The organism is Tardiphaga sp. (assembly GCF_028290495.1).
In the GTDB taxonomy this organism is placed as follows: Bacteria; Pseudomonadota; Alphaproteobacteria; order Rhizobiales; family Xanthobacteraceae; genus Tardiphaga.
Map to the genome: position 1 here is coordinate 1 of NZ_JAQGJT010000157.1, position 24,090 is coordinate 24,090.

Below are 24,090 nucleotides of genomic sequence, written 5' to 3' on the forward strand. Positions count from 1 at the left end.
TCATGTTGCGTTTCAAGATTTTGGCTTCGACGATTCCGCTGGTGCTGGCCGCGTTCTTCGCACGCGGCGAGCTGGTGCCGGGCACCCGGCCCTGCATCTCGACCGGCGAGGCCTCGGTACAGATCGCTCCGACGCCATGGCAGGCGCAGCTTCATGTCAGCTTCACCGACGATCCCGTTCTCGCAACGGTGCGAGTGCAGATCGTCGATGCCGCCGAAGCCGCCGACTTCGCCGTGGTCGATGACATCGACAGCACGGAAGCCGGCGCCTGCGACGTCACCGCCGCGACGCGCTTCATCGCCATCTCGGCTTCGCCTTCGGCCGCAGCGCCGGTGATCTACCTCTCCGACAACGACAATGCCGACTACCGGATCTTCGTGAAATCCCGAACCTTCACGCCGCGCGACGCCGCAGCCCTGATCGTCGGCGCCCGCGGCGGCCATGCCCATATGGTTGCGGCGGCGCTCTGAATCCGGCGTTAACGATTGATCAACCACGTCTGTATCGAGCGGCGCGAAGTCACGCGCTCGCAAACAGTTGGCAACGACATCCCCGCATGCTCCCCGATGTCCCGCGCGCCCAGATCGCGGGGACGCTTGCCCACACAGCGCGGGCAATGACGGGTAATGTCGGGGTGGGTGGTCGTGAAGCTTTTCCGGATCAAGGTACGCTTGCGCCACTTCGCTCGCCATCACCCATGGCTGAGCTTCGCGATCCGTTCGTTCGTGATGTTCTCGGCCGCGTTTGGCGGCGCCTATGGTTTCATCGCCGGCAGCCGGTCGGAAAATTCCGGCTACGATCCGCACGCCTTTGCCATCGGCGCCAGCTTTCTGTTCGCGGTGGCTTGCGTGGCTTTGGCCAGCCTGAGCATGCGGATGCGTTTCATGGCCAAGCGGATGCGCAAGCTGGCGGTCCACAACGAAGCGCTGGTCGATCGCAACTGGGAGCTGAAGGAGGCCGAGGAGCGCGCCCGCAGCCTGTTCGAGTCGCAAGGCGACCTGATCGTGATCCGCGACACCGAAGGCTGCATCAGCTTCGTCAATGACGCCTATTGCACCCTGGCGGAGCGATCGCGCGAACAGCTGGTCGGCAGTCGTTTTGAGCTACAGATTCTTGAGCAGGGAGACGTCGCAAACGAGCCGAACGGCACCAGCATCTACGACCAGAAGATCGTCACCGCGGCGGGACCGCGCTGGATTGCCTGGCGCGAAGGCCTGGTGCGCATCGATGCCGGGCACCCCGCCGAGCTGCAGAGCGTCGGCCGCGACGTCACCGATCGCACCCAGACCGAACGCGCGCTCTCTGAGGCCCGCGACATCGCCAATGCCGCCAACCGCGCCAAGTCGCGTTTCCTCGCGATGGCCTCGCACGAGATCCGCACGCCGTTGAACGGCATCATCGGCATGAGCGGACTGCTGCTCGATACGCCGCTGACGCCGGAGCAGACCACCTACGCCAAGGCCGTGAAAACCTCCGGCGATGCGCTGCTGTCGCTGATCGAGGAACTGCTGGACTATTCCAAGATCGAGGCCGGCAAGATCGACCTCGAACACCGGCCGTTCGCGCTGTCCGGCCTGATTGAGGACATCACCGAATTGCTGGCGCCACGTGCGCAGGCCCGCGAGTTGGAGATTGCGGCCTATGTCGATGAGCGGCTGCCACTACAGGTGATCGGTGATGCCGCGCGGCTGCGGCAGGTGCTGCTCAACCTCGCCGGCAACGCCATCAAGTTCACTTCGACCGGCGGCGTCGCGCTGATCGTCGAGCCTGGCATCTGGCCCGGCGAGATCAGCTTCCTGGTGCGCGACACCGGCATCGGCATCGCGCCGGAGGCGAAGCTGCGCATCTTTCGCGAGTTCGAGCAGGCCAACGAGTCCACCGCGCGCAACTATGGGGGCACCGGGCTCGGCCTCAATATCAGCGAGCGCATCGTCAAGCGGATGGGCGGCCGCATCACGCTGCAGAGCGAGCCGGGCACAGGCTCGACGTTTGAAGTATCAATCCCGCTTGCCGCCAGCGACGACGACGACGCCAAGACGTTCGACGCGCCGGACCTGACGGGACAGTCGGTGATGCTGGTCGCGCCGCAGACCATCGAGGCGTCGCTGACCGCGCGACGGCTGGAGCGTTGGGGCGCGCAGACCTGTACGGTGTCCGATATCGCTGCGGCCCACGCGCTGCTGCCGGAACGCGACTGGCACGCCATCCTGATCGACCGCGCGCTCGGCGCGCTCGATGTCGAACGCCTCGCCGCCCTGGCCATGACGCATGCCGCGCAACGCATCGTGATGTTCACACCAGCCATGCGTCACGAATTGCGGCCGGCAGCGGCCACCGCCTTTACCGGTTTTCTGGTCAAGCCGCTGCGCGCCGCCTCGCTCGCCGCACGGCTGACGCTTCAGGCGGAGAGCGGGCCTGCGCTCGCCGTGGACGATCTCGACGCAACCACAGCGCCGATCGCGCCGCCTGCGGCCTCAAGCCTGTCGATCCTGGTTGCTGAAGACAACGAGATCAACGCGCTGTTGATGCGCTCGCTGCTGACGCGGCTCGGCCACCGCGTGGTGATCACCACCAATGGCTTCGCGGCGCTGGAATCCTGGCTCGCCTCGGAATCCGCCGGCACGCCCTATGACCTGGTGCTGATGGACATCCAGATGCCCAAGCTCGACGGCATAGAGACCACCAGAACCATTCGCGCCCGCGAGGCCGGCCGCTTCAGGCGCACGCCGATCCTGGCGCTGACCGCCAACACGCTGGCCGAAGACCGCACCGCCTGTTTCGAAGCTGGCGTGGACGGCTTTCTGGTCAAGCCGCTCGATCGCGAAAAACTGGCGAGCGCGCTGACCGATCTCGCCCATGCGCGACACATCACGGCCTGATCCGGCCGCTGTCACATGGCGTTGATATCACCGTCACACGGCTGTTCAGCCGGCATGATGTTGGTTGCCCGATAGCCGCGCCGAAACCCGATTCGGCGCAGCAATGAGGAACAGCCATGCACGGCAACCATTCAGCGCATCCCAGGCACGGCTTCATGCAGATGCTGCGGCCCCAGAACATGAGCGCGGCCGCGCAGCAGGCGATCACCTGGTTCAAACCGCAGCTACCCATCGAGACGATAGATGGCTTCCCGGTGCCGGCTGCTACACTGGGCCGAATGGGCCCGCTGGAAGTTCGGCTTGCGCAGGACAAGCGCGACGTGAAGCGCGCGCAGAAGCTGCGCTACAAGGTGTTCTACAAGGACGGCAGCGCGATCGCCGACGCCGCCACGATGCTGGCGCGGCGCGACAAGGACGCGTTCGACAAAATCTGCGATCATCTGCTGGTGGTGGATCATGCCGCCAAGCCGACGCTGTCGGGGCGGCAGCCGGTCGTCGGCACCTACCGCCTGCTGTGCCACGAGACCGCGATGAAACACGGCGGCTTCTATACCGAGAACGAATTCGACCTGACGGGCATGATCGATCGGCATCGCGAGCTGCGCTTCCTCGAACTCGGCCGCTCCTGCGTGCTGCCGCGCTACCGCAACAAGCGCACCGTCGAGCTGCTGTGGCAGGGTATCTGGAGTTACGTGAAGCAGAACCGTTTCGACGTCATGATCGGTTGCGCCAGCTTTGAGGGGACCGATCCCGACCGGCTGGCGCTACCGCTGTCGTTCCTGCACCACCACGCCCGCGCGCCCGATGCCTGGCGCGCAACGGCGCATCCGGAGCGCTACGTCGAGATGAACCGGATGGCGAAAGAAGCGGTCGACCCCAAGGCGGCCTTGCGGATGCTGCCGCCGCTGATCAAGGGTTATCTGCGGCTCGGCGCGATGATCGGCGACGGCGCGGTGGTCGACTATCAGTTCGGCACGACGGACGTGCTGATCGTGATGCCGGTGGCGGCGATCGGCGCGAAGTACATCGAGCATTTCGGTGGGGAGGCGCGGGCGTAAACTGTCATTCCGGGGCGGAAGCAGCGCAAGCTGCGAGCGAGCCCGGAATGACAGTCAGAGCCTTCGCAGCGCGACGTTCTCTACCACATGGTCCGCGCCCTTTTTCAGGATCAGCGTCGCACGCGGCCGGGTCGGCAGGATGTTGTCTTCGAGATTGGCGAGGTTGGTGCGCTCCCAGATCGCCAATGCCGTCGCCGTCGCCTCATCGTCGGACAAAAGCGCGTAGCGGTTGAAATACGAACGGGGATCGTGGAACGCGGTGTCGCGCAGCGCGAGGAAGCGCCGCACGTACCAGTCGCGCAGTACCGGCTCATCCGCATCGATGAACACCGAGAAGTCGAAGAAGTCAGACACCACAGGCACCGCCTTGCCGTCACGCGGCAGCCGGCCGGTCTGCAGCACGTTGACGCCTTCGACGATCAGGATGTCGGGCTGGTCGACTTCCTGCCACTTGTTCGGAATGACGTCGTAAGTGAGATGCGAATACAGCGGCGCGCGAACCGGCGAGCGTCCCGCCTTGATGTCACTGAGGAACGCCAGCAACGTCGGCAAATCGTAGCTTTCCGGAAAGCCCTTCTTCTGCATCAGCCCATCGCGCTCGAGCACGGCGTTGGGAAACAGAAACCCGTCGGTGGTGACGAGATCGACGCGCGGCTTCGGCGACCACCTCGCCAGCAGCGCCTGCAGCACGCGCGCGGTGGTCGACTTGCCGACCGCGACGGAGCCGGCGACGCCAATGATGTAGGGCATCTTGCGGTCTTCGATGCCCAGGAATCTTCGCTGCGCATAGTACAATCGCTGGGTGGCGGTGACGTAGATCGACAGCAACCGCGACAGCGGCAGATAGATTTCCTCGACCTCCTTGAGGTCGAGCCGGTCATACATCGAGCGCAACGCGGCGATCTCGCCGGCGTCCAGCGTCATCGGCGTATCATCGCGCAAGGCGGCCCATTGCTCGCGCGAGAACGTCCGGTAGGGATTATATTGCAACTCTGCCCGCATATCCATGAAGCAGTTCCCGTTGTTTAGCTGGGCTGGATCAGTCGCTTGAACGCGACGCTTTTTCTTCGAGGCCTGACATCCTGGTGCGCGCACCGAGCGCCGCCTCGACTTCGTCGAGAGCGACATCGCGCGACTTCAAGAGCACCAGCAGGTGAAACAGCAGGTCGGCGCTTTCGTTGATAAAATGCGCGCGGTCTTCAGCGACCGCGGCAATCACGGTCTCGACCGCTTCCTCGCCGAACTTCTTGGCGCAATGCGCAGTGCCTTTGGCCAGCAGCTTGCTGGTATAAGACGCCTCGCTGGCCGCGGCGGCGCGGGCATCGATGGTGGCGGCGAGATCGTGGATCGTAAAGCGGGCCATGCGGCGCCTTCTGATATCAAGCTTGTCCGGGCGGAGTCCTGACAGAGTTGCGGTTACGGGTCGAGCCGCATCGGCAGTCCGGCGCGGACCATGTGGTCCTTGGCTTGCCGGATGGTGAACTCCCCGAAGTGGAAGATCGATGCAGCCAACACGGCGGTGGCGTGGCCGTTCTTGATGCCGTCGACGAGATGATCGAGATTACCGACGCCGCCCGAGGCGATCACCGGCACGTTGACGCTGTCGGCCACCGCCTGGGTCAGCGGGATATCGAAGCCGGAGCGGGTGCCGTCGCGGTCCATCGAGGTCAAAAGAATTTCACCGGCGCCGAGCGACACGACTTCCTGCGCGAATTCGATGGCGTCGATGCCGGTTGCCTTGCGCCCGCCATGCGTAAAGATTTCCCAGCGCGAGCCGCCGCCGGGGCGCGTGACGCGCTTGGCGTCGATCGCCACCACGATGCACTGGTCGCCGAACTTTTCCGCGGCCTCTTTCACGAATTCGCGGTTGGCGACCGCCGCCGAATTGATCGAGACCTTGTCGGCTCCGGCGCGCAGCAGCGCCTTGATATCATCGGTGGTACGGACGCCGCCGCCGACCGTCAGCGGCATGAAGCAGGCCTCCGCGGTGCGGCGCACCACGTCCATCATGGTGCCGCGGTTTTCATGCGTGGCGTTGATATCGAGGAAGCACAATTCGTCGGCACCCGCGGCGTCATAGGCGATCGCGGCTTCGACGGGATCGCCGGCGTCGCGCAGGTCGACGAAATTGATGCCCTTGACGACGCGGCCGTCCTTGACGTCGAGGCAGGGAATGACGCGCATCTTGAACATGATGGTTCCTATGCCGCCGCGCGGGCGGACTGGATCAGCGCAAGCGCCGCCGCCGGATCGAGCCGGCCGTCATACAAAGCACGGCCGGAAATCGCACCGGCAAGCTTTTTCGCACGCGGCTCAAGCAGCGCACGGACGTCGTCGATCGAAGCGAAGCCGCCCGAGGCGATGACGGGGATCGAAATGGCTTCCGCCAGTTCGATGGTAGCATCGAGGTTGAGGCCCTTGAGCAGGCCGTCGCGCGCGATGTCGGTGAAGATGATCGCGGCGACGCCGGCATCCTCGAAACGCTGCGCGATCTCCAGCGCGGTGACGGTCGAGGTCTCGGCCCAGCCTTCGACCGCGACGTTACCGTCGCGGGCATCGAGGCCGACGGCGACGCGGCCGGGGAATTTCTTCGCGGCTTCTTTCACCAGAGCAGGATCGCGCACCGCGGCGGTGCCGATGATAACGCGGGTGATGCCCTTCGACAGCCAGGCTTCGATGGTGGCGAGATCGCGGATGCCGCCGCCGAGCTGCACCGGCATCTTGACCGTCTGCAGCATCGATTCCACGGCCTGCGCATTGACCGGCTTGCCGGCAAAAGCGCCATCGAGATCGACGACATGGAGATATTCGAAGCCCTGCCGCTCGAAGTCACGCGCCTGGGCTGCGGGATCGAGATTGAACACAGTGGCGCGCGCCATGTCGCCCTGTTCGAGGCGAACACACTGGCCGTTCTTGAGATCGATGGCTGGAAAAAGAATCACTTTGTACAACATGCTCCGTCGTCACCCTGAGGCGCTCGCCGCATTTGCGGCGAGCCTCGAAGGATGGTGCGAGTTTTAACTTACGTCGCCGCCCTTTGAGGCTGTCGCTACGCGACAGCACCTCAGGGTGACGGTTTCCGAATGCGTTTCCTGGAAAGCCATCACGGCTTCCACTTCAGAAAATTGGAAATCAAAGCCAGCCCGAAGCGCTGGCTCTTCTCGGGATGAAACTGGGTGCCGATCATGGTGTCGCGGCCGACGATCGCGGTCAGCGGGCCGCCGTAATCGGCGCGCGCCAGGATATCAGCCTCGTTGATCGCATTCAGATGATAGGAGTGCACGAAATAGGCATGGCGCCCCTTCGGCCCAAGCGGCAGCCGCTCCAGCACCGGGTGCTCGCGGACCATGTCGAGCGTATTCCAGCCCATATGCGGGATCTTGAAGTTCTCTTCGCGCGGCGTGATCTTCTCGACGTCGCCGCTGATCCAGTTCAGCCCGTCGGTAACGACGTGCTCCTTGCCGCGCGTGGCCATCAGCTGCATGCCGACGCAGATACCGAAGAACGGCCGCGCCTTGTTGCGCACCGCCTCGGTCATCGCCTCGACCATGCCGTCCAGCGCGTCCAGCCCCTTGCGGCAATCGGCGAAGGCGCCGACGCCAGGCAGCACGATGCGGTCGGCGCGGTACACCGCTTCGGGGTCGCGGGTGACGATCACCTTTTCAGGATGTTCCATGCTCCGCGCGGCGCGCTCGAAGGCTTTCGCCGCCGAATGCAGATTGCCGGAGCCGTAGTCGATAATGGCAACGCTCAACGCGACGCTCCCGGTTGCGGAAAAAGGCCGATGATTTCCTCGCGCGAGCCGGATGGCGGGCGCGAGAAGGGTTGGCCGGGGACATGGCGGGTCGGCGGCGGTGCGCCGCGATCGACGGTCGCCGGGTCGTTCAAGAAATCGCGCCGGGCGGTCCAGCGGTCGAAGAAGCGGCGTTCGGCAGATTCCTCGTCATCGGCGACGACGAGATCGATCTGGTGCCACTTGCGCCGCGACAGCGTCCAGCGCCGCAGGCTGGCAGCCTCAAAGCCCATCAGCAGCGCGAACAGCAACATCACGACCAGCCGGGTACCCGGACCAGCTGACAGCATCGACAGCCCGACCTCGCCGACGACCGACAGCACGAGGTAGCCGAGCAGCGCCAGCCACAGCCGGTGCCAGATCAGCCAGATCAGCCCTGCGGCAAAGGCCCAAAAATGGAATCCGTCGCGCACGAACTGAAACTGATCCGGCGCGACGAGCGCCTCCGGGCCCTGATGGTGAATCCGGGCCCGCGGCGCGTGAATGGTGTAGACGGGCATTTTAGAACTCCGCCGATGGCTAAATCAGCCGCCGAGCTGACCCTTGGTGGATGGCACTTCGCCGGCATTGCGCGGATCGATCGCGACCGCGGCGCGCAGCGCCCGCGCCAGACCCTTGAAGCAGGATTCGGCGATATGATGGCTGTTCTCGCCATATAGGGTCTCGACGTGCAAAGTCACGCCCGCATTACCGGCAAAGGCGTTGAACCATTCGCGCACCAGCTCGGTGTCGAATTCGCCGATCTTGTGGGTCGGGAAGGCCGATTTGAATACCAGAACCGGCCGGCCGGAGATGTCGATCACCACCCGGGTCAGGGTCTCGTCCATCGGCATGTGAATAGAGGCGTAGCGGGTAATGCCGGCCATGTCGCCGAGCGCCTGCTTGACGGCTTGTCCGAGCGCGATGCCGACATCCTCTGTGGTGTGGTGGAAATCGACGTGCAGGTCGCCGACCGCCTTCACGGTGATGTCGATGCGGGAATGCCGCGCCAGGAGGTCCAGCATATGATCGAAGAACCCGATGCCGGTGACCGAATTGGATACCCCGGTACCGTCGAGGTTCACGGAAACCTCGATGTCGGTTTCCTTGGTCTTGCGCTTGATCGTCGCCTTGCGCATGAAACGCACTCTCCACCTGCTGAAAACGCGACCTTTTAACAGGCTCATGACGGCTTCGCCACCGCACGGAGGGCATTTCGGAGCCGATCTTGCACCTATGGTGAGCGAAATCCGGGCCTTTGGCCGCATTTGCAACGCGGGGGGCCAGTGCCTAGATCAGGCGCTCAAGAGGGACCCATGAACGCATCCTATTCCGCTTCCCATGACGGGTCGTCGCCGGTCTGGCACGGCACGACCATCCTGACCGTCCGCAAGGGCGGCCGCGTCGTCATCGGCGGCGACGGCCAGGTCTCGATCGGCCAGACCGTCATCAAATCCAACGCCAAAAAGGTCCGCAAGCTCGGCCGGGGCGACGTGATCGGCGGCTTTGCCGGCGCCACCGCGGACGCCTTTACGCTGTTCGAACGGCTGGAGGCCAAGCTGGAGCAGTATCCCGGCCAATTGACGAGGGCCGCCGTTGAACTCGCCAAGGACTGGCGCACCGACCGTTATTTGCGCCGGCTGGAGGCGATGATGATCGTCGCTGACAAGGACGTCTCTTTGGTGCTGACCGGCACCGGCGACGTGCTTGAGCCCGAAGCCGGCGTGATGGCGATCGGCTCCGGCGGCAATTACGCGCTGGCCGCGGCGCGGGCCTTGATCGACACCGACAAGGACGCCGAAACCATCGTCCGCCGCGCACTCGATATCGCCGCCGACATCTGCGTCTACACCAACCGCAACGTGACGCTGGAAACGATCGAGTCGTAGCGCGCTTTCTTCCCTCTCCCCTTGTGGGAGAGGGTGGCCGCGCGCAGCGCAGACGGGTGAGGGGTAATCACAAGCTCCGAGCCCGGTAACCCCTCACCCGTCGCGGACTCCATCCGCGCCACCCTCTCCCACAAGGGGAGAGGGAAGGAAGTAAGAGATGACCGACTTTTCTCCCCGTGAAATCGTCAGCGAACTCGACCGCTACATCGTTGGCCAGCACGACGCCAAGCGCGCCGTCTCGATCGCCTTGCGCAACCGCTGGCGGCGGCTGCAGCTCACAGGCGCGCTGCGCGACGAGGTGCTGCCGAAGAACATTTTGATGATCGGCCCCACCGGCGTCGGCAAGACCGAGATCGCGCGACGGCTGGCCAAGCTCGCCGGTGCGCCGTTCATCAAGGTCGAGGCGACCAAGTTCACCGAGGTCGGCTATGTCGGCCGCGATGTCGAACAGATCATCCGCGATCTCGTCGAAGTCGGCATCGCGCAGACCCGCGAGCGCAAGCGCAAGGACGTGCAGGCCCGCGCGCAACAAGCCGCCGAAGAACGCGTGCTCGATGCACTGGTCGGCCCGGGCGCCGGCCCGGCGACCCGCGAATCCTTCCGCAAGAAGCTGCGTGCCGGCGAGATGAACGACAAGGAAATCGAGATCGAGACGCAGGCATCCGCGGGCGCGCCGATGTTCGAAATCCCCGGCATGCCGGGCGCGCAGATGGGCGCCATCAACATCGGCGACATCTTCGGCAAGATGGGACAGCGCACCAAGACGCGACGTCTCACGGTCGAAGCCTCGCATGAGCTGCTGGTCAATGAAGAATCCGACAAGCTCTTGGACAACGATCAGGTGACGCTGGAAGCGATCGGCGTGGTCGAGAACAGCGGCATCGTGTTCCTCGACGAGATCGACAAGATTTGCGTTCGCGACGGCCGCAGCGGTGGCGACGTGTCGCGCGAGGGCGTGCAGCGCGACCTGCTGCCACTGATCGAGGGCACCACGGTCTCGACCAAGCACGGCGCGGTGAAGACCGACCACATCCTGTTCATCGCATCAGGCGCCTTCCACATCGCCAAGCCGTCAGACCTGCTGCCGGAATTGCAGGGCCGGCTGCCTATCCGCGTCGAGCTCAACGCGCTGTCGCGCGACGACATGCGCCGCATTCTCACCGAGCCGGAAGCGTCATTGATCAAGCAGTATGTCGCACTGCTTGCGACCGAAGGCGTGACACTGGAATTCGCCGACGATGCGATCGACGCGTTGGCCGATGTTGCGGTGGCGGTGAATTCGACCGTCGAGAATATCGGCGCGCGGCGCTTGCAGACGGTGATGGAACGCGTGCTCGACGAGATCTCGTTTGCGGCTCCCGACAAGAACGGCGAGACCATCCGGGTCGATGCAGACTACGTGCAGAAGCACGTCGGCGATCTCGCGAAGAATACGGATTTGAGCCGGTTTATTTTGTAGTCCCGTTGTCATTCCGGGGCGCGAGCAACTTTAGCTGCAAGCGAACCTCAACCACTCCAATTGGAGTGGCGGGGAATCTCTATATCGCTGAACATCCCTGGATTCCGGGTCTGCCCTCCAGCCGGCCTCGCCGACTGAAGTGCATCCCGGAATGACAACTCTCTTATCTTGCCCGCCTGATCCGCACATACAGCGCGCCTTCGCCGCCGTGGCCGATGGTCGCCTGTTCGAACCCCACCACGAAGCCGCGAAATTCCGGCAGGCCGAGCCACAACGGCACTTGGCGGCGCAGGATGCCACGTTCGGATTCCGGACCAACCGTTCGGCCCTTGCCGGTGATGATCAGCACGAAAGTGCAGCCGTCATAATGACAGCGATGCAGGAACGCCTGCAGCGCGTCGTGCGCGCGGGTCTGCGTCATACCGTGCAGGTCGAGCCGGGCGTCGATGTCCTTCTTGCCGCGCGATAGTTGCGAACGTTCGCGGCGGCCGAGCGGCGCCAGCGGCGGAACGGCCGGCGGCGCAGCAGGTTTGATTGACGGGGGGGCGGCAGAAAGCCGCCGCGGCTTCGCGGCAGGCACCGGCTTTTCCGCGACGGGCGTTTCAACAACCACGGCTGCTTTCACCACGCGCTTCTTGCGCAGCGGTCTGGTTTGCTGGGCGACGCTGTCCCACAGGTGGCGCTCTTCCTCGCTCAGCGCGCGCTTGCGGCGCGAGACGACGGGACCAGGCAGTTGCGGTGGTCGACGCACGCCTTTCATTGCCAGAAAAAACGAAATGCGCGTTGTTCAGGAGCGCGGCTTATAGCGCGGCGATGCGATCTCGCTTTGACTCGCGTCTTGGCCGCGACGATCGACTTGATCTCGGGTCGCGCCTCCGGCAACGGCACCGCTTTCGCCGCGGTAACGGCCGCAACCGTTGCGGCTACGGCGGCTGGCGCAGCGACAGCCGGGGCAGGTGGTCCGATGAAGGCAGCGGCCTCCGCCGGCTTCGCAACCTCCTTCGGCTGCTCCTTCACGGGCTCGACCTGCGGAAACAGTTTCGCGATGTGCTCGGACGGTCGCGCCGCCGGCAGCGGCAGGCTGCGGCCCGCCTCGACGGGATCGAGGCGCTTCGGCACCAGCATCACGAAGCGCGCGGCCTGCTTGATCCGCCCGGAGACCTGGCCGGCCCATGCGCCGGCGCCAAAATAAATATCCGCGCGGGCCGGGCCGACGATCGCAGATCCCGTATCCTGCGCCACCATCAGGCGGCGGAACGGCGTCTTCGAGATTTCGGTTTCTATCGGCAACTCGCCTTCGATGAAGAACGGCGTGCCATAGACATGCAGCGCCTTGTCGACGGCGATCGAGCGGCCTGGCGTCAGCGGCACGCCCTGCGCACCGACCGCCTCGACGTCCGGCGGCAACTGTACTTCGCGGAAGAAGACGTAGGAGCGGTTGGTACGGCGCAGTTCGTTGGCGCCGTCCGGGTTCTCTTCCATCCACTGCCGGATGCGCTGCATCGACATCTGCTCGCGCGGGATGATGTTGCGCTCGATCAACGCGCGGCCGACCGGCGTGTAGGAGTAGCCGTTATGCGAATCGTAGTTGATGCGCACCATACCGCCATCTTCCATCCGGATCCGCGCCGAGCCCTGGATCTGGGTGAACAGCAGGTCTGTCTGGTTCTTCAGCCAGGCGATCTCGAGCCCGCGGCCGGCGATGGCGCCGTCCTCGATCTGGCCGCGGTCATAATAAGGCACCAGCTTGCGGCGGCCGATCTTGCGAAACACTTCGCCGCCATTCGGCATGCTTGGGCTCGCCTGCGACCGGCCTCGCACGAACAGGTTCGAGGGGCGGCGATAGACCGGCACCGGATAGCCGTCGGTCCGGGTGCGCGAGCCTTCGAGGATCGGTTCGAAATAGCCGGTGACAAAGCCCTGATCGTCGCCGAGCTTGGACACCCGCAACGGCAGAAAATGCTTCTCGAAGAACACCCGCGCCTTGGCCGGGTCGGAAATCTCCGAATCCCTGGCCGCAGAGCAGGGCTCGCGCAGCGAGCCGCCAAGTGCTTTTGAGTCGGGAGGAGGGGTGCGCTGGCCATTGATCAGGCCGCAGCTGACGCGAAACGCCTTCAGTGCGGCGAGGTGATCGTCCTCGCTCCAGCCGGCAAGGTCGCTGAAAGCAACCGGGGCATATTGGCCGCCGGCGAGCTCGAACGGCCAGTCTCGGCCGGAATGGTCAACCCGCGCCAAGGCGGACGCGGGCCAGCACGCTGCTGCGAGGACGCAGAGCGCAGCCCATCGGGGGGCCTTACTGGCCGCTGTTGGTGCCAACCAGCTTCCAGTTCGGATCGCGCGAGGTGATGTCGCGGGCGAATGTCCAGACGTCGGTGATATCGGAAACCCCTTCCGCGTTGCCATCGACGATGGCGCCGGTCTTGTCGCGCGTCACCGTAATCATCTGGGAGACGAAGCGCACGGTAACCGAAGCGGAGCGATCGCGCACTTCGGCCGTGGTCAGCTCGGCCTTGTCGATCGAGACGAAGCGGGTCTCGGTCTTCCATTCCTTCTGGTCGCGGTCCTTGATCACGCTGTCGAAGCTTTCGAACACTTCCGGCGACACCAGATCCTTCAGGGCACGGCGATCGCCATTGGCGAAGGCCAGCACGATCATCTCATAGGCGCCCTTGGCGCCGGTGACGAAATGGCGGGGATCGAAGGTGGAATCCTGCGCGACGATGGCATCGAAGCCCTGCGCCAGCGGGGAGCCGGGTTCGGCGATGCCCTTCCAGCGTTCGCCGGGCGTCACCTCGACGGTCGGCGCAAGCGTCTCCTGATCGACGGCGCTGCCCGGCATCTGCACGACGTTCTTGTCTGGTGCGCCGGCCGCATCGCGCGCCACGCGCTCGAAGGGCGGTCGCTCTTCGCCGGTGCGCTGACCCAAGACGTTACGCAAGCGGAGGAAAATGAAGACCGCCAGCGCCAGGAAGATAATGGTGTAAATATCCACGTCGCATCGCTTTCTAAACGGCGCCGAACTAACCCGGCGGAGAATGTCCCGCCCGCGGGCGGTCCTGAGGAACGTCCAAAACGGCAGGCGTCACGTTGAAGTGGACCTGCTTCATGTAGGCACGAAATTGAGCCCGTCCAATGGCGCTTACCGGCTCCAGCCTGCGGCAAAGCGGCCGCGCTCCGGGCGCCCGACCGCAGGAAGTCGCCTGAGCATGGTTTAACGTGTTTGCGTGCGATTGCGAACGGCTTTTTGGCGTTAGCGCCCCGGGGGTATCGCCGGCCCGATAGCCGGGGCGGATACGGTCGTCCTTGTCGAACGCCGCAAGCCTATGATAGCCACTCCGCCCGACCGGGTACTTACCGTTGGCCAGGCGATTTGCCGAGCCGGTTCCCACCTCGCCCAACAGCCCTTCAGGAGAAATTCAATGACCAACGGCAATGGCAACCCACCCGAGGCGGCTCCCGCTCCGCAGCTCAACGTGCTGGCGCAGTACACCAAGGACCTGTCGTTCGAAAATCCGAACGCCCCGGCCTCGCTGCAGCCGCAGGAGCAGCAGCCCAACATCAACATCCAGATCAACGTCGCCGCCAACAACCTCTCGGAAACCGAGTTCGAGGTGGTGCTGTCGATCGAGGGCAAGGCCGAGAATGCCGGCTCGGTGATGTTCAGCTTCGAGCTGGCCTATGCGGGCGTGTTCCGGATCGTCAACGTTCCGCCGGAAAACCTGCACCCCCTGATCATGATCGAGTGCCCGCGGCTGCTGTTCCCGTTCGCCCGCGAGATCGTCGCCACCTCGGTCCGCGACGGCGGCTTCCCGCCCTTGATGCTGGACCCGGTGGATTTCGTCGGCCTGTACCGTTCCAACATGGAACGCCAGGCGCAGGCCGAAGCCGGCAAGGCGAACTAAGCCAACTCTGTCATTCCGGGATGCATCCAGACGGCGAAGCCGACGGGGTGCAGACCCGGAACCTCGACATGTTCATCGTCCCATCTCGGGATTCCGGGTTCGCTCGAGCTTCGCTCTTGCGCCCCGGAATGGCAGCCTAGCCGAAAAACTCATTCCAGATCGGCTTGTCGCCGAGCGTTGCCACGAAGGCGCGGTGATCGGTGCGGTCTGCTTCCGTGACCCGAGGCAATAGCGGCGTCGGCCGCTGGCGGCGAGGGGCATCGTTGATACCGCCGGTGCGCTGCGCCGGGGCGTCGTCGGCCAGAATAAGTTGCGACTGCCGGGCCCCGATCAGGTCGATATAGACCTCGGCCAGCAATTCCGAATCCAGCAGCGCGCCGTGCTTGGTGCGGCGGGAATTGTCGATCGAATAGCGCGAACACAGATCATCAAGCCGGTTCGACACGCCAGGATGCTTGCGGCGCGCCAGCATCAACGTGTCGACCAGCCGCTCCCGCGGAATCGGCGGGCGCTTGATACGGTCTAGTTCGGCATTGATGAAGCCTATGTCGAACGACGCGTTGTGGATCACCAACGGCGCATCGCCGATGAATTCCAGAAAGGCATCGACGACTTCATGGAACAGCGGCTTGGTCGACAGGAATTCGGCCGACAGGCCGTGAACGTTGAAGGCTTCCAACGGCATGTCGCGCTGCGGATTGATGTGGCAGTGGTAGATCTGCCCGGTCGGCATGCGATTGAAGATCTCGACGCAGCCGATCTCGACCAGCCTATCGCCGCGCAAGGGATCAAGGCCGGTGGTTTCCGTATCGAGAACGATTTCGCGCATGCTTGAGCCGATCTAGGGAATTAGGGTCGCCGTCGCTTCATCTTAGCAGCCTCGGCCAGAATTTCACCGATCCTTGCCCGCACCGGCTCCAGTCCATGCGATGTATCCACCACGAAATCCGCGCGCTTGCGCTTTTCGGCGTCGGGCAACTGTCGCGCCAGGATAGCGTCGAGCTTTTCCGGGGTCATGTTGTCGCGCGCGAGGATGCGCCGGCGCTGCTGTTCGGGATCGGTGGTGACGACGACGACGGCATCGACGCGCTTTTCGCCTGACGTCTCATAGAGCAGGGGCACATCGACCACGGCGACCAGCGCGCCGGCGCGTTCGGCATCGTCGAGAAACTTCTTGTGATAGGCGCCGAGCAGCGGATGCACGATCTGCTCGAGCCGCTTCATAGCCACATCATTGCCGACCACCTGAGCGGACAATTTCGCGCGATCGACCCGGCCGTCAGCGGTAGTGCCGGGAAACGCTGCCTCGATCAGCGGCACGGCTTCGCCTTCATAAATCCGGTGCACGGTGGCATCCGCGTCGTAAACCGGCACGCCAGCCTCCGCGAACAATTTCGCGGTGGTCGATTTGCCCATCCCGATCGAGCCGGTCAGTCCCAGTACAAGCATGACACCCCAATGATTCAGATCGCGATCATCTCTTCGCCGCGCAAAAATTTCAGCAGCGGCAACAGCGGCAGACCGAGAATGGTGAAGTGATCGCCCTCGATCAATTCGAACAGGTGCACACCGAGCCCTTCGAGCTGGTAGGCGCCGACACTCGTGGTCACAGCCTCGCCCGCCGCATCGAGATAGGCATCGATCGCGACATCGTCCAGCGCACGCATCGTCATATGTGCCACGGAGACATGGCTGAACAGCGTAGCGCCGTCGCAGACGACAGCGATCGCCGAATGCAGCTCATGGGTCTGGCCGGCCAGCGCGCGCAGCTGTTGCGCCGCCTCGGTGCGTCCAGCGGGCTTGTTGAACAGCCGCGCACCGCGCGCCAGCGTCTGGTCGGCGCCGACGACGTATCGACCGGGCTGACGCAGCGAGACGAACGCGGCCTTGCGTTCGGCCAGCAACGACGCGATTTCGCCGGGCGAGACGAGGCCCGACCCGTTCTGAATTTCGCGCTCGTCGATATCCGCCGGTAGTGCCTCGAAAGAAATTCCGGCATTCGTCAGGAGCATTTTTCGCGCCGCGCTTTGCGACGCCAGGATCAGCGGCTGTTGGCCGCGCCAGATCGTCATTCGGCAAGCCTCTGGCGCTGCCGGTCGGCCAGGAGCTTCATGATCGCGGCAGCGGTTTCCTCAATCGAGCGACGCGTCACTTCGAGCAGCGCCCAGCCATATTTCGCGCTGAGTTTTCGCGCGTAAGTGACTTCCTCGGTGACCGATTGCCGATCGATGTAATCCTCGTTGCCGGAATCGGCGCCGAGGCTGAGCAGGCGATTCTGCCGGATCTGGATCAACCGTTCCGGCGTCGCATGCAAGCTGACGACCAGCGGCTTCTTCAGAACTTCAAGCTGCGGCGGAATCGGAATTCCCGGCACCAGCGGCACGTTGGCGGTGCGCACGCCGCGGTTGGCAAGATAGATCGAGGTTGGCGTTTTCGAGGTTCGCGACACGCCGACCAACACCACGTCGGCTTCCTCGAGGCCCTCAACGTGTTGGCCATCATCATGCATCATCGAATAATTCAGCGCGTCAATGCGCTTGAAATATTCCGCATTGAGCGTGTGCTGCGCGCCGACCCGGCCGGTGGTGGAAGCGCCGAGGTAGGCCTGAAATAATTGCATCACCGGACCAATGATCGACAGGCTGGGCGAATTGATCTCCTGGCACTTGGCCTCGAGACGACCGACCAGATCTTTCTCCAACAAGGTAAAGAGAACGATGCCCGGCGCTTCCTCGATCTCGGTCAGCACACGGTCAAGCTGCTTCTGGCTGCGCACCAGGGGATAGACGTGCTCAACCGCAGTAACGTTGGCGTATTGCGCGGCAACCGCGCGCGCCACCGTGATCAGGGTCTCACCGGTCGAATCAGAAACGAGGTGCAGATGAAAATAGCTGCCAGCGGTGGGCACCATGGCCATGTATGTCCTGTGGATCGCTGTGGAGTAATACCGGGTCTTCGGCGGTCGCCTGGGCGAGCCCGGGATAACTCGGATTCTTCTTCACAGGCCTCATGAATCGGAAACGTTTCGGCGGTTGCCGGAATGATACTGGGGTTATGTGGATTTGTCGCCCCGTTAACCACCCGCAAGAGGGTCGAAGCGGCTGCGGCGTCTATCGTTCCAGCATGCAAGGGGGCTGCACGAAAATCGCGCCGCATTGTGCATAGCCCGGGGATAAAACGGGACAGCGTTGCGTGGGCCTAATCCACTGCTACTCAGACTCAAACCTAAGAATCTAAAAAGATTGTTTTAGGAAAGGACTGCTTGCGGATATCGCCTCGATCGGGTCTCTATCCGTCGTCGCTGCAAGATGGATATCTCACCGAATGTTCCAAGGGCGACCATGCGACCACAACCGTTACCAATCGATTAAAAGTTTAGACAATGTACGAATGGGCCAAAGCTCTGCATGTGATCGCCGTCATCTCTTGGATGGCCGGGATGCTGTATCTGCCGCGGTTGTTCGTCTACCACATCGATGCACCCCGGGGATCGCAGCAATCCGAGACGTTCAAAATTATGGAACGTCGATTGCTCAAGGCGATCATCAATCCGGCGATGGCCGTAACCTGGATCCTTGGCCTGTACCTAGCATGGGCCGGGCACTGGTTCTCGGCGGGCTGGTTTCACGGCAAACTGGCGCTGGTGCTGGCGATGTCGGCCGTGCACGGCATGCTGAGCGCCAGGGTGCGTGACTTCGCCGAAGACCGGAACACCAAAAGTACGAAATACTATCGTATTATCAATGAGGTACCAACGGTTCTGATGATTCTCATCGTGATCCTGGTGATCATCAAACCGTTCTGAGCCGCGCTAGTAGGCGCAAATATGCGACGCTTGCGTGAACCCGTCGGATTTTATATGTTGTGGTTTCCCACCCCACGCAGGCGATGTGGATTCGTTCCGGTCTAGTCTTTAGCCGGCCGCCACATCAGGCTTGAAGCCTCTTCAGCACCTTCCTTGCTCAAGACTTCTTCCTGAAGACCTGCGGACTTTCCTGATTTTTTTTTCGGCGTCCGCGCTCTTCCAGCCACCTCGCACCCCACTCCCTCCCCGACTTCCACAGGACCCTCCCAATGCGGGAAATGAAACTTCAGGATCTCAAGGCCAAGACGCCAGCCGAGCTCGTCTCGTTCGCGGAAGAGCTTGGGGTCGAGAACGCCAGCACCATGCGCAAGCAGGAGCTGATGTTCGCCAGCCTCAAGCAGCTGGCCATCAAGGAAACCGACATCATCGGGGAGGGCGTCGTTGAAGTTCTCTCCGACGGCTTCGGCTTCCTGCGCTCGCCGGATGCGAATTACCTGCCGGGCCCGGACGATATCTACGTCTCGCCATCGCAGATCCGTCGTTTCGGGCTGCGCACCGGCGACACCATCGAAGGCCACATCCGCAGCCCGAAAGAAGGCGAACGCTATTTCGCGCTGCTCAAGGTCAACACCCTCAATTTTGAGGATCCGGAAAAGTCCAAGCACAAGGTCAACTTTGACAACCTGACCCCGCTGTTCCCGGATCAGCGCTTCCGTCTCGAGCTGGAAGATTCCACCCGCCGCGATCTGTCCGCCCGCGTCATCGACATCGTGGCGCCGATCGGCAAGGGCCAGCGCGCGCTGATCGTCGCACCGCCGCGCACCGGCAAGACCGTGCTGATGCAGAACATCGCGCATTCGATCACCGCCAATCACCCGGAATGCTATCTCATCGTTCTCTTGATCGACGAGCGGCCGGAAGAAGTCACTGACATGCAGCGTTCGGTGAAGGGCGAGGTCGTCTCCTCTACCTTCGATGAACCTGCCGTGCGCCACGTCCAGGTGGCCGAGATGGTGATCGAGAAGGCCAAGCGCCTGGTCGAACACGGCCGCGACGTCGTGATTCTGCTGGATTCGATCACCCGCCTTGGCCGCGCCTACAACACCGTCGTGCCGTCGTCCGGCAAGGTGCTGACCGGCGGTGTCGACGCCAATGCGCTGCAGCGCCCGAAGCGTTTCTTCGGCGCCGCCCGTAACATCGAAGAGGGCGGTTCGCTGACCATCATCGCCACCGCGCTGGTCGATACCGGTTCGCGCATGGACGAAGTGATCTTCGAAGAGTTCAAGGGCACCGGTAACTCCGAGCTGATCCTCGATCGCAAGGTGTCCGACAAGCGGACCTTCCCGGCGATCGACATCTCGCGATCCGGCACTCGCAAGGAAGAGCTCATTACCGATCCGCAGCTGCTCAAGAAGATGTACGTGCTGCGCCGCATCCTCAACCCGATGGGCACGATGGACGCGATCGACTTCCTGCTCGACAAGCTGCGCAACACCAAGAACAACTCGGAATTTTTCGATTCCATGAACACCTGATCCGGCACGCCGGGTTTGCTTCAAGGGCGTCCTGCGCGAGCAGGGCGCCCTTTTTGCTGCGGTGATGTTGCGGGATTTATTGCAGCAATCGGTGCAGCAACGGTTCTGGGCATCCGGGTTTTGGTTGCGTTTTTAATACCCCGTCGGCAAATAGGCCATGTATCCACGCGATCAGACCATTTTTGCCCTGTCCTCCGGCCGGCCACCGACCGCCATCGCCATCGTGCGGGTGTCCGGACCCGAAGCCGGCCGCGTCCTCGCCGTGCTGGCGAAGAAAATTGCCGTCCCGCGTCTGGCAACCCGCGCGCTGCTCACCGATGCTTCCGGCGAACCCATCGATGATGCCGTGGTGTTGTGGTTCCCCGGACCTGCCAGCGCGACGGGCGAGGATGTCGCTGAATTCCACATCCATGGTGGCCGCGCCGTGCTGGCCGCATTGTTCGCCGAGCTGGTGAAATTCGACCATGTGCGGGCCGCCGAACCAGGCGAATTCACCCGCCGCGCTTTCGAGAACGGCAAACTCGACCTCACCGAAGCCGAGGGGCTCGACGATCTGATCCATGCAGACACCGACCGGCAGCGCCGCCAGGCGTTGCGCCAGCTCAAGGGTCTGCTCGGCGACCGCGCACGGGACTGGCGTCGCCAGATCATCGAAGCCTCCGCTTTGATCGAGGCGGGTATCGATTTCTCCGACGAAGCCGATGTGCCGACCGAACTGATCGAGCCCGCGCTGGAGCGCATCCGGGTGCTGTTGCTCGACATCGAGGAAGTCCTCGCCGTCGAAGGCCGTAGCGAACGGCTGCGCGACGGCCTCGTCGTCGCCATCACCGGCCCGCCGAATGTCGGCAAGTCCACGCTGCTGAACCAGCTGGCGCGCCGCGAAGTCGCGATCGTCTCGCCACATGCGGGCACCACGCGCGACGTCATCGAGCTACATCTTGATCTCGAGGGTTATCCGGTGACGGTGATCGACACCGCCGGCCTTCGCGACGCCATCGATCCGGTCGAGCAGGAAGGCGTCCGCCGCGCCCGCGCTCGCGCGGCCGAGGCCGATCTTCGGCTCTGGCTGGTCGATGCGCAGGCCGGGCCCGGTGGAGAGGATGGGCTATGGCAATGGATGGCAGAGGGGCAGAATGGTTTCTGGGTCGTTCACAACAAGGTCGATGTCGTCGTCGATACCCGCGCGGTCCGATCGGAGACGAGCTGGCCGTGCCATTCGATATCGGCCGCCAATGGACGCGGCATTCCGGAGCTGGTGACGGCTCTGGCGCAGTTCGCAGCCGCGCATTTTGCGGATGAAACTTCGCTGATCAGCCGTGCGCGGCATCGCGACCTGCTGCGGCAGACGGCCGATGCCTTAGGGCGCGCGGTCGATCTGCTAGAGCATCCCGAACTGATCGCCGAGGATTTGCGGGTCGCAACGCACCGGCTCGGGCAGTTGCTGGGCCGGGTCGATGTCGAAGATATTCTTGACGTAATCTTTAGAGATTTCTGCATAGGCAAGTAGGGCGGTGTTTCACGTGAAACACGGAATTCTTTGTTTCACGTGAAACATCTCAGTAGCGAGCGAAGCAAGCAATGTATTCGGTCAAACAGAACGAGGACTGGATTGCTTGGTCTCGCAGTGGCGGTCGTCATTGTTTCACGTGAAACACTTGAAGTGATCCCATCGCTGTTTCACGTGAAACATCTCTGAAGTTCCCGCTTTCCGACCTTCAAATCCCGCGCTAAAAGTCCCACCATGCAAAACGCTTGGGACGTCATCGTTATCGGAGGAGGCCACGCCGGCTGTGAGGCCGCGGCGGCTTCCGCGCGTCTGGGCGCGCGCACGGCGCTGGTGACGCACCACTTCGCAACTATTGGTGCGATGTCCTGCAATCCGGCGATCGGCGGGCTCGGCAAGGGCCATCTGGTCCGCGAAGTCGATGCACTCGATGGCTTGATGGGGCAGGTGGCGGACGCTTCCGGGATTCAGTTCCGGATGCTCAACCGCAAGAAGGGCCCGGCCGTCCGGGGTCCGCGTACCCAGGCGGACCGCAAGCTCTATGCCGCCGCGATGCAGGCCGCGATGTTGGCGACCCCCAATCTGACCGTGGTCGAAGGTGAGGCCGACGATCTCCTGACTTCCAATGGTCGCGTCACCGGCATTCGTCTCGCCGATGGCCGCGAACTGTCCGCTCGCGCGGTGGTCATCACAACCGGCACGTTTTTGCGCGGGCTTATCCATCTTGGCGAAAAGAGTTGGCCGGCTGGCCGGGTCGATGAAGCTCCGGCACTCGGTCTCTCGAAGGCGTTCGAGCGCATCGGTTTTACGCTCGGCCGCTTGAAAACCGGCACGCCGCCACGGCTCGACGGCACCACGATCGACTGGGCCTCCGTCGAGATGCAGCCCGGCGACAATCCGCCGGAGCCGTTCTCGGCGATGACCGACCGTATTACGGTCCGCCAGATCGAATGCGGCATCACCCGGACGATGCCGGCCACGCACGACGTCATCCGGGCCAACGTGCATCGTTCGCCGATGTATTCCGGCCAGATCAAGAGTTCCGGGCCGCGCTATTGCCCCTCGATCGAGGATAAGATCGTCCGTTTCGGCGATCGCGACGGCCACCAGATCTTCCTGGAGCCGGAAGGCCTCGATGATAGTACGGTCTATCCGAACGGCATTTCGACCTCCTTGCCGGAAGAGGTGCAGCTGGCGATCCTCGCCACGATCCCCGGCCTTGAGCGGGTGAAGATGGTCCGTCCGGGCTATGCGATTGAATACGATCACGTCGATCCCCGTGAACTCGATCCTACCCTGCAGGCCAAGCGCATGCCGGGCCTGTTCATGGCCGGGCAGATCAACGGCACCACTGGCTATGAAGAGGCCGCGGCGCAGGGCCTGGTTGCCGGGCTCAATGCAGCGCTGGTGGCGAGCGGGGCGCAGACGGTCGTGTTCGACCGCGCCGACGGATATCTCGGCGTGATGATCGACGATCTCGTCACCCGCGGGATCACCGAGCCATACCGGATGTTCACGTCGCGGGCCGAATACCGCCTGACGCTGCGGGCTGACAATGCCGACCAGCGCCTGACCGACAAGGGTATCGCCTTGGGCTGCGTCGGCCAGGCCCGTTCGCTGCGTCACGGCGCCAAGATGGCGGCCCTGAATGGCGCAAAGGCGCTGACCAGGTCTCTCACCATCACCCCGAATGAAGCGGGCAAGCATGGCTTGGCGCTCAACCGGGATGGCGTCCGGCGCTCGGCCTTTGAACTACTGGCTTATCCTGAGGTCGGCTGGTCCGAGATTGCTGCGATCTGGCCGGAATTGTCGGCCATTGACCCAGCGATCGCGGTGCACTTGGAGATCGACGCCAAATACGACGTCTATCTGAAGCGCCAGAGCGCCGACGTCGATGGTTTTAGGCGCGACGAGGGCCTGATCCTCAGCAATGTCGATTATTCCGATGTGCCCGGACTCTCCAACGAGGCACGCACAAAGCTGGAAGCGGCACGGCCGCGGACGGTGGGGCAGGCGGGCCGGCTGGACGGCCTGACACCGGCTGCACTCGGTATCCTGGCCGCCTATTTGCGGCGCGAAGCGCGGAAGAAGACCTCTGTTGCGACGGCGTGAGGGTGTTTCACGTGAAACGGGACACGATGGCGATCTCATCTGCTGAGACACCCCCACCCCAACCCTCCCCCGCAAGCGGGAGAGGGGGCGTACCGAGCCCGGTGCGGCGACTAGCATCCTTTCTTTGGCTTTCTCGAGATACACCGCCCAAGTGTGTGCGAGACTCCCTCTCCCG

The 24,090-nt window shown here is 63.4% G+C and carries 24 protein-coding genes; 10 read left to right on the plus strand and 14 right to left on the minus strand.

From position 1 onward, the window contains the following. Positions 1–2: 2 nt before the first annotated feature. The 3 genes from JWQ24_RS23695 to JWQ24_RS23705 all read left to right on the plus strand — a co-directional run bounded on the left by JWQ24_RS23695 (position 3) and on the right by JWQ24_RS23705 (position 3,937). On the plus strand, positions 3–470 hold the full coding sequence (locus JWQ24_RS23695; RefSeq protein WP_299813365.1) for a hypothetical protein: 468 nt from the start codon (positions 3–5) through the stop codon (positions 468–470). A gap of 156 nt (positions 471–626) precedes the next feature. Further along, the gene (locus tag JWQ24_RS23700) at positions 627–2,879 is read left to right on the plus strand and encodes a response regulator (RefSeq protein WP_299813367.1); all 2,253 of its coding nucleotides are present in this window, start codon (positions 627–629) and stop codon (positions 2,877–2,879) included. Positions 2,880–2,995: 116 nt separating this feature from the next. Beyond that, positions 2,996–3,937 carry a GNAT family N-acyltransferase gene (locus JWQ24_RS23705; protein WP_299813369.1) on the plus strand — a complete coding sequence of 314 codons (942 nt, stop codon included), beginning with the start codon at positions 2,996–2,998 and terminating at the stop codon, positions 3,935–3,937. Between the two features lie 54 nt (positions 3,938–3,991). Here JWQ24_RS23705 and coaA read toward each other — a convergent pair whose 3' ends face one another. The 7 genes from coaA to hisB form a co-directional block, all read right to left on the minus strand. After that, positions 3,992–4,945, minus strand: coding sequence for a type I pantothenate kinase (gene coaA / locus JWQ24_RS23710; RefSeq protein WP_299813371.1), 954 nt, complete (start codon positions 4,943–4,945; stop codon positions 3,992–3,994). Between the two features lie 31 nt (positions 4,946–4,976). Further along, positions 4,977–5,300 carry a phosphoribosyl-ATP diphosphatase gene (locus JWQ24_RS23715; RefSeq protein WP_299813373.1) on the minus strand — a complete coding sequence of 108 codons (324 nt, stop codon included), beginning with the start codon at positions 5,298–5,300 and terminating at the stop codon, positions 4,977–4,979. A gap of 53 nt (positions 5,301–5,353) precedes the next feature. Beyond that, a complete protein-coding gene (hisF, locus tag JWQ24_RS23720; protein ID WP_299813375.1) occupies positions 5,354–6,130 on the minus strand; it encodes an imidazole glycerol phosphate synthase subunit HisF in 777 nt (258 codons plus the stop codon). Positions 6,131–6,138: 8 nt separating this feature from the next. Then, on the minus strand, positions 6,139–6,879 hold the full coding sequence (hisA, locus tag JWQ24_RS23725) for a 1-(5-phosphoribosyl)-5-[(5-phosphoribosylamino)methylideneamino]imidazole-4-carboxamide isomerase (protein ID WP_299813407.1): 741 nt from the start codon (positions 6,877–6,879) through the stop codon (positions 6,139–6,141). Positions 6,880–7,040: 161 nt separating this feature from the next. Further along, positions 7,041–7,691 (minus strand): imidazole glycerol phosphate synthase subunit HisH, encoded by a 651-nt coding sequence (gene hisH / locus JWQ24_RS23730; protein WP_299813377.1) that lies wholly within the window; start codon positions 7,689–7,691, stop codon positions 7,041–7,043. Continuing rightward, positions 7,688–8,230 carry a DUF2628 domain-containing protein gene (locus JWQ24_RS23735; protein WP_299813379.1) on the minus strand — a complete coding sequence of 181 codons (543 nt, stop codon included), beginning with the start codon at positions 8,228–8,230 and terminating at the stop codon, positions 7,688–7,690. Before JWQ24_RS23735 ends, hisH begins: the two co-directional genes overlap by 4 nt. Positions 8,231–8,254: 24 nt before the next feature. Then, on the minus strand, positions 8,255–8,848 hold the full coding sequence (gene hisB / locus JWQ24_RS23740; protein ID WP_299813381.1) for an imidazoleglycerol-phosphate dehydratase HisB: 594 nt from the start codon (positions 8,846–8,848) through the stop codon (positions 8,255–8,257). A gap of 177 nt (positions 8,849–9,025) precedes the next feature. Between hisB and hslV the strand changes: the two genes are divergently transcribed. Together hslV and hslU are read left to right on the plus strand one after the other, a co-directional pair. Further along, a complete protein-coding gene (gene hslV, locus JWQ24_RS23745; protein WP_299813383.1) occupies positions 9,026–9,598 on the plus strand; it encodes an ATP-dependent protease subunit HslV in 573 nt (190 codons plus the stop codon). Positions 9,599–9,755: 157 nt separating this feature from the next. After that, the gene (gene hslU / locus JWQ24_RS23750) at positions 9,756–11,057 is read left to right on the plus strand and encodes an ATP-dependent protease ATPase subunit HslU (RefSeq protein ID WP_299813385.1); all 1,302 of its coding nucleotides are present in this window, start codon (positions 9,756–9,758) and stop codon (positions 11,055–11,057) included. A 163-nt stretch (positions 11,058–11,220) separates the two neighbouring features. Here hslU and JWQ24_RS23755 read toward each other — a convergent pair whose 3' ends face one another. The 3 genes from JWQ24_RS23755 to JWQ24_RS23765 are packed head-to-tail and all read right to left on the minus strand — an operon-like array spanning position 11,221 to position 14,049. Then, a complete protein-coding gene (locus JWQ24_RS23755) occupies positions 11,221–11,817 on the minus strand; it encodes a Smr/MutS family protein (protein WP_299813387.1) in 597 nt (198 codons plus the stop codon). Next, a complete protein-coding gene (locus tag JWQ24_RS23760; protein WP_299813388.1) occupies positions 11,814–13,460 on the minus strand; it encodes an MltA domain-containing protein in 1,647 nt (548 codons plus the stop codon). Before JWQ24_RS23760 ends, JWQ24_RS23755 begins: the two co-directional genes overlap by 4 nt. Further along, on the minus strand, positions 13,351–14,049 hold the full coding sequence (locus tag JWQ24_RS23765) for a Tim44/TimA family putative adaptor protein (protein WP_299813390.1): 699 nt from the start codon (positions 14,047–14,049) through the stop codon (positions 13,351–13,353). Before JWQ24_RS23765 ends, JWQ24_RS23760 begins: the two co-directional genes overlap by 110 nt. Before the next feature lie 427 nt (positions 14,050–14,476). Here JWQ24_RS23765 and secB point away from each other — a divergent pair, with 427 nt between their 5' ends. Continuing rightward, complete coding sequence (gene secB, locus JWQ24_RS23770) at positions 14,477–14,959, plus strand: protein-export chaperone SecB (protein ID WP_299813392.1); 483 nt, start codon at positions 14,477–14,479, stop codon at positions 14,957–14,959. Positions 14,960–15,095: 136 nt separating this feature from the next. Here secB and dnaQ read toward each other — a convergent pair whose 3' ends face one another. The 4 genes from dnaQ to JWQ24_RS23790 are packed head-to-tail and all read right to left on the minus strand — an operon-like array spanning position 15,096 to position 17,867. Beyond that, complete coding sequence (dnaQ, locus tag JWQ24_RS23775) at positions 15,096–15,788, minus strand: DNA polymerase III subunit epsilon (protein WP_299813394.1); 693 nt, start codon at positions 15,786–15,788, stop codon at positions 15,096–15,098. A gap of 20 nt (positions 15,789–15,808) precedes the next feature. Continuing rightward, positions 15,809–16,408: a dephospho-CoA kinase gene (coaE, locus tag JWQ24_RS23780; protein WP_299813396.1), complete on the minus strand. Its 600-nt coding sequence runs from the start codon at positions 16,406–16,408 to the stop codon at positions 15,809–15,811. A gap of 14 nt (positions 16,409–16,422) precedes the next feature. Then, on the minus strand, positions 16,423–17,031 hold the full coding sequence (locus tag JWQ24_RS23785) for a Maf family protein (RefSeq protein ID WP_299813397.1): 609 nt from the start codon (positions 17,029–17,031) through the stop codon (positions 16,423–16,425). Beyond that, positions 17,028–17,867 (minus strand): pyruvate, water dikinase regulatory protein, encoded by an 840-nt coding sequence (locus JWQ24_RS23790; protein WP_299813409.1) that lies wholly within the window; start codon positions 17,865–17,867, stop codon positions 17,028–17,030. The genes JWQ24_RS23785 and JWQ24_RS23790 overlap by 4 nt, the downstream gene beginning before the upstream one ends. A 474-nt stretch (positions 17,868–18,341) precedes the next feature. On the opposite strand from JWQ24_RS23790, the gene hemJ reads away from it, so the two are divergent. The 4 genes from hemJ (at position 18,342) to mnmG (ending at position 23,915) form a co-directional block, all read left to right on the plus strand. Continuing rightward, positions 18,342–18,764, plus strand: a complete 423-nt coding sequence (hemJ, locus tag JWQ24_RS23795; protein ID WP_299813399.1) for a protoporphyrinogen oxidase HemJ — start codon at positions 18,342–18,344, stop codon at positions 18,762–18,764. Between the two features lie 269 nt (positions 18,765–19,033). After that, on the plus strand, positions 19,034–20,299 hold the full coding sequence (gene rho, locus JWQ24_RS23800) for a transcription termination factor Rho (protein ID WP_299813401.1): 1,266 nt from the start codon (positions 19,034–19,036) through the stop codon (positions 20,297–20,299). A gap of 157 nt (positions 20,300–20,456) precedes the next feature. Beyond that, positions 20,457–21,806 (plus strand): tRNA uridine-5-carboxymethylaminomethyl(34) synthesis GTPase MnmE, encoded by a 1,350-nt coding sequence (mnmE, locus tag JWQ24_RS23805; RefSeq protein ID WP_299813403.1) that lies wholly within the window; start codon positions 20,457–20,459, stop codon positions 21,804–21,806. 234 nt (positions 21,807–22,040) lie between these two features. Further along, on the plus strand, positions 22,041–23,915 hold the full coding sequence (gene mnmG, locus JWQ24_RS23810; RefSeq protein WP_299813405.1) for a tRNA uridine-5-carboxymethylaminomethyl(34) synthesis enzyme MnmG: 1,875 nt from the start codon (positions 22,041–22,043) through the stop codon (positions 23,913–23,915). Positions 23,916–24,090 lie beyond the last annotated feature (175 nt).

Excerpts from the sequence above, each read along its gene's own strand:
- JWQ24_RS23695 (WP_299813365.1), top strand. The coding sequence starts at position 3 with ATGTTGCGTTTCAAGATTTTGGCTTCGACGATTCCGCTGGTGCTGGCC.
- JWQ24_RS23700 (WP_299813367.1), top strand. The coding sequence starts at position 627 with ATGTCGGGGTGGGTGGTCGTGAAGCTTTTCCGGATCAAGGTACGCTTG.
- JWQ24_RS23705 (WP_299813369.1), top strand. The coding sequence starts at position 2,996 with ATGCACGGCAACCATTCAGCGCATCCCAGGCACGGCTTCATGCAGATG.
- coaA (WP_299813371.1), bottom strand. The coding sequence starts at position 4,945 with ATGGATATGCGGGCAGAGTTGCAATATAATCCCTACCGGACGTTCTCG.
- JWQ24_RS23715 (WP_299813373.1), bottom strand. The coding sequence starts at position 5,300 with ATGGCCCGCTTTACGATCCACGATCTCGCCGCCACCATCGATGCCCGC.
- hisF (WP_299813375.1), bottom strand. The coding sequence starts at position 6,130 with ATGTTCAAGATGCGCGTCATTCCCTGCCTCGACGTCAAGGACGGCCGC.
- JWQ24_RS23735 (WP_299813379.1), bottom strand. The coding sequence starts at position 8,230 with ATGCCCGTCTACACCATTCACGCGCCGCGGGCCCGGATTCACCATCAG.
- hisB (WP_299813381.1), bottom strand. The coding sequence starts at position 8,848 with ATGCGCAAGGCGACGATCAAGCGCAAGACCAAGGAAACCGACATCGAG.
- hslV (WP_299813383.1), top strand. The coding sequence starts at position 9,026 with ATGAACGCATCCTATTCCGCTTCCCATGACGGGTCGTCGCCGGTCTGG.
- hslU (WP_299813385.1), top strand. The coding sequence starts at position 9,756 with ATGACCGACTTTTCTCCCCGTGAAATCGTCAGCGAACTCGACCGCTAC.
- JWQ24_RS23755 (WP_299813387.1), bottom strand. The coding sequence starts at position 11,817 with ATGAAAGGCGTGCGTCGACCACCGCAACTGCCTGGTCCCGTCGTCTCG.
- JWQ24_RS23760 (WP_299813388.1), bottom strand. The coding sequence starts at position 13,460 with ATGGCAACGCGGAAGGGGTTTCCGATATCACCGACGTCTGGACATTCG.
- secB (WP_299813392.1), top strand. The coding sequence starts at position 14,477 with ATGACCAACGGCAATGGCAACCCACCCGAGGCGGCTCCCGCTCCGCAG.
- dnaQ (WP_299813394.1), bottom strand. The coding sequence starts at position 15,788 with ATGCGCGAAATCGTTCTCGATACGGAAACCACCGGCCTTGATCCCTTG.
- coaE (WP_299813396.1), bottom strand. The coding sequence starts at position 16,408 with ATGCTTGTACTGGGACTGACCGGCTCGATCGGGATGGGCAAATCGACC.
- JWQ24_RS23785 (WP_299813397.1), bottom strand. The coding sequence starts at position 17,031 with ATGACGATCTGGCGCGGCCAACAGCCGCTGATCCTGGCGTCGCAAAGC.
- hemJ (WP_299813399.1), top strand. The coding sequence starts at position 18,342 with ATGTACGAATGGGCCAAAGCTCTGCATGTGATCGCCGTCATCTCTTGG.
- rho (WP_299813401.1), top strand. The coding sequence starts at position 19,034 with ATGCGGGAAATGAAACTTCAGGATCTCAAGGCCAAGACGCCAGCCGAG.
- mnmE (WP_299813403.1), top strand. The coding sequence starts at position 20,457 with ATGTATCCACGCGATCAGACCATTTTTGCCCTGTCCTCCGGCCGGCCA.
- mnmG (WP_299813405.1), top strand. The coding sequence starts at position 22,041 with ATGCAAAACGCTTGGGACGTCATCGTTATCGGAGGAGGCCACGCCGGC.